Consider the following 2906-nt stretch of genomic DNA (forward strand, 5'->3'; position numbering starts at 1 on the left):
GGCGGGGGAAACCGGGTTGCATGCGGTGTCTCCCTCCGGGTCCGTGTCAGCCGGCTGATCTGCCGGTAGGGATATGACACACTCCGCACCAGAGGCCGAACAGCCTGCAATGCAGGTACGGCCATGCAATGCAGGTACGGACACCCCGCGTGACCAGTCGGAGGGACGTTGTCGTGCACACTGGCCCCGACCCCGGACCTGAACCCCGACCTGCTCTCGATCAGATGGTCGCGCTCATCGCGGACCTGATGGCGCGGCGGCGAGCGAGCTGGACGGACCTGGAGCGACGCACAGGGGTGAAACGCCAATCCCTCTCCGCCGCGGGGAAGGGGCACCAGCCGGGCGGCCGCGAGTGGGCGATCCCCTCGGAAAGCACGATCATCGCGCTCGACCAGGGCCTTCGTGCACGTGGCGCGGTGTTCACCGCTTGGGTCCAAGTGCGCCGTGAGGACGAGGAGATCCAACTCGCCCGGATGGCGGCCCGGGAGTTTCCCGGGTTGGGTGGACTACCCCCGCACCCCGAGCGGACAGTGGACCGGAAAGGGGAGGTGAGGGCGACGGACAGACGACAGCTCTTCGAGGGCATGGGCGGCCTCACGGCCGCCGCAGTACTCGCGGCCACATCCGACGTGCGCGATCAGATCGAAGGCGCCCGACCGGGCTCGTTTACCGTGACCGAGCTAGAGCTCCAGCTCGCAGAGTTGCAGCGGGACCGCTGGTCAGTCGCCCCGGCCGTGCTGTTCCCGCCAGCGTTCGCCGGGTGGCAGCAGGTCGAAACGATGCTCAACCGCCGGGTTCTCCTGCCCACAGCCCGCCGCCTCACGTTGATGGCCGGGCATTTCGCCGTCGAACTCTCCACAGTGGCGCGATTCGGCGGTGACGACCGGCTCGGACGTCGATTCGCCGACATCGCCGAGGAGCATGCCATCGCGGCCCGGGACGCTCGGCTGACCGGTGATGTCGCCGGGTTGCAGGCGTGGATCGCGATGGACGCCGGCCAATGGTCCGTCGCCGCAGACCATGCTGCCCTGGGCAGGGCCTCGGCGGATCGCTCGCAGCATGCCCGCCTCGCCGGATACGAGGCTGCTGCCGCAGCCGAGGCAGGTGATCATCAGAGGGCCGCCGAAGCAACGATCGTGATGCGCGCGACGAAGGCGGCCGGTCGCCTCAACCCGAAGCCCTGGGGTGACTCCGACGAGGCGCTGTACATCGCGTTGACCTCCGCCGCGACTCCGGGAGCGGGCGGAATCGCCATCCGCCACGGGGAGCAGGCTGCCACCGCGTTCGCGACAGCCCGGGCCCATCAGGGGGTCGGCCTCGCCCGCCTCTCAATGGCCCGCGGGCATCTCGGCGGCGACCATCCCGAGCCTGACGCGGCGGCGGCAACGGCCATCGAGGCGCTGGACGCCGTCGCGGCGTCCCCGAATGCGCCGGTGCACCTTCGGGCCAGCAGGCTTTATCAGGAGCAGTTGGCGCCATGGTCGCGGGAGCCGCTAGTCCAGGAGCTTGGCCGCCGGCTCACCGCGGTCTGACGCGGCCCTCGGTTCAGCGTCGGGCCGTGGCGAGGGCCGCGCGGGCCGCTGCGGCACCGACGGCGGCGCGCACCGGGTCGCGATCCGGCCGTGGCGGGACGTCCGGCGCCGGACCGGAAGCCGGCGCGGGCCGTGACGGCGCGGTCAGTCCGGACCAGAGGCCGAGCCACGCCGACCACCAGCGCGCCGGATCCGTCGCACGGTGGGCGTTGTAGGCCGCGCGGACCAGCGCGGGGACGCCGTGTTCGGCGAGGGCTCGGCGGACTTCGGCCAGCTGCTCGACGGTGAGCGAGAACGCGGCCCGCAGGTTCCGGGCGGTCAGGGCGTCTGCCAGCGGGCGCAGGTCCTCCGGAAGCTTCTTGATTCTTTTCGGGTTTGGGTTCGAGTTCGATGCGGCGGCGGGGCGCCGCTTCCGACCGAAGGGAGGAAGCGAGATACAGGAAAAAGATCCCCGGCCCGCATGGCCGGGCTGCTCGGCCACGACCGGAGGCGCGACGGGCGCAGCCTGCGCGGGCCGCACGATCCGGTACCGGCTCGATTTCCGCCCGCCACCCACCTCGGTGACGATGATCCCGGCGTCTTCCAGCGCGCGGAGCGCCCGACGGGCGGCACGCACCGAACACTCCGAACCGGCCGCGATCGTGCTCACCGCCGGGAACGCGCCGTCCCAGGACCGGGAGTCCGCGTAGGAGCAGAGGGTGTCCAGGACGCGGCGCATCAGCCGGACGGACACACCCGCGACGGCGACCAGCGCAACGTGCTCGATGTATTCGAACAACAACGCCTTGGGCTTCATCGGGCGTCCCCGTCCATCACGAGCCGGAAGCGGCGGGTGCGGGGGGTGATGACAACCAGCCCGGACGCCTCCAGGGCGCGCAGGACGCGGCCAGCGGTCTTCTCCGACATCTCGGCGTGCTCGGCGATCGCGCGCAGCTCGGGCAGTGTGCCGGTCAGATCGTCGCTGTCGCTGTCGAGGCTGTCGACCAAGGCGAGCAGGACGGGGCGGCAGGTGCGGATGGGAGTGCCGGGCTGCGGCGTGATGGGAACGTCAAGGGCGCGGTCATGGAGGACACTCCAGACGCCCCGTGAGATGCTGTGCACGGGTTCGGACTCCTGGGTTTGCAGGCGTTCGGGTCAAGGGTCCGTCTGGTGCTGCTAACACCGGGCGGGCCCGTCTTGCTGAAAGAACCGTACACCGCCGGACGGCACATGCGTTCGACCAGACGCACACCCCTGATGGTTACGCATCCGACCCGTTTGCTCCCTTTCCGTGCATGTCGGGGTTAGCCTCCGGGTACGTGCCGGCAACCGCGCCGGACGTAGACCGGGGAATGCTGATGGGATTCGGACGGAACGCGGATAAGAGGGGCACCA

The 2906-nt window shown here is 70.5% G+C and carries 3 protein-coding genes; 1 reads left to right on the plus strand and 2 read right to left on the minus strand.

Going from position 1 to position 2906, the window contains the following annotated elements; all coding sequences use genetic code 11:
• Nucleotides 1–671: 671 nt before the first annotated feature.
• Nucleotides 672–1532, plus strand: coding sequence for a hypothetical protein (locus MXD60_RS26015; RefSeq protein WP_248822316.1), 861 nt, complete (start codon nt 672–674; stop codon nt 1530–1532).
• A 13-nt stretch (nt 1533–1545) separates the two neighbouring features.
• On the opposite strand, the gene MXD60_RS26020 is transcribed toward MXD60_RS26015, so the two are convergent.
• Both MXD60_RS26020 and MXD60_RS26025 read right to left on the minus strand, forming a co-directional pair.
• Complete coding sequence (locus MXD60_RS26020) at nt 1546–2328, minus strand: helix-turn-helix domain-containing protein (RefSeq protein WP_248822317.1); 783 nt, start codon at nt 2326–2328, stop codon at nt 1546–1548.
• Nucleotides 2325–2633 (minus strand): hypothetical protein, encoded by a 309-nt coding sequence (locus tag MXD60_RS26025; RefSeq protein ID WP_248822319.1) that lies wholly within the window; start codon nt 2631–2633, stop codon nt 2325–2327. The genes MXD60_RS26020 and MXD60_RS26025 overlap by 4 nt, the downstream gene beginning before the upstream one ends.
• Between the last annotated feature and the right edge of the window lie 273 nt (nt 2634–2906).

This window comes from Frankia sp. AgB32 (assembly GCF_023243045.1).
Taxonomy (GTDB): domain Bacteria; phylum Actinomycetota; class Actinomycetes; order Frankiales; family Frankiaceae; genus Frankia.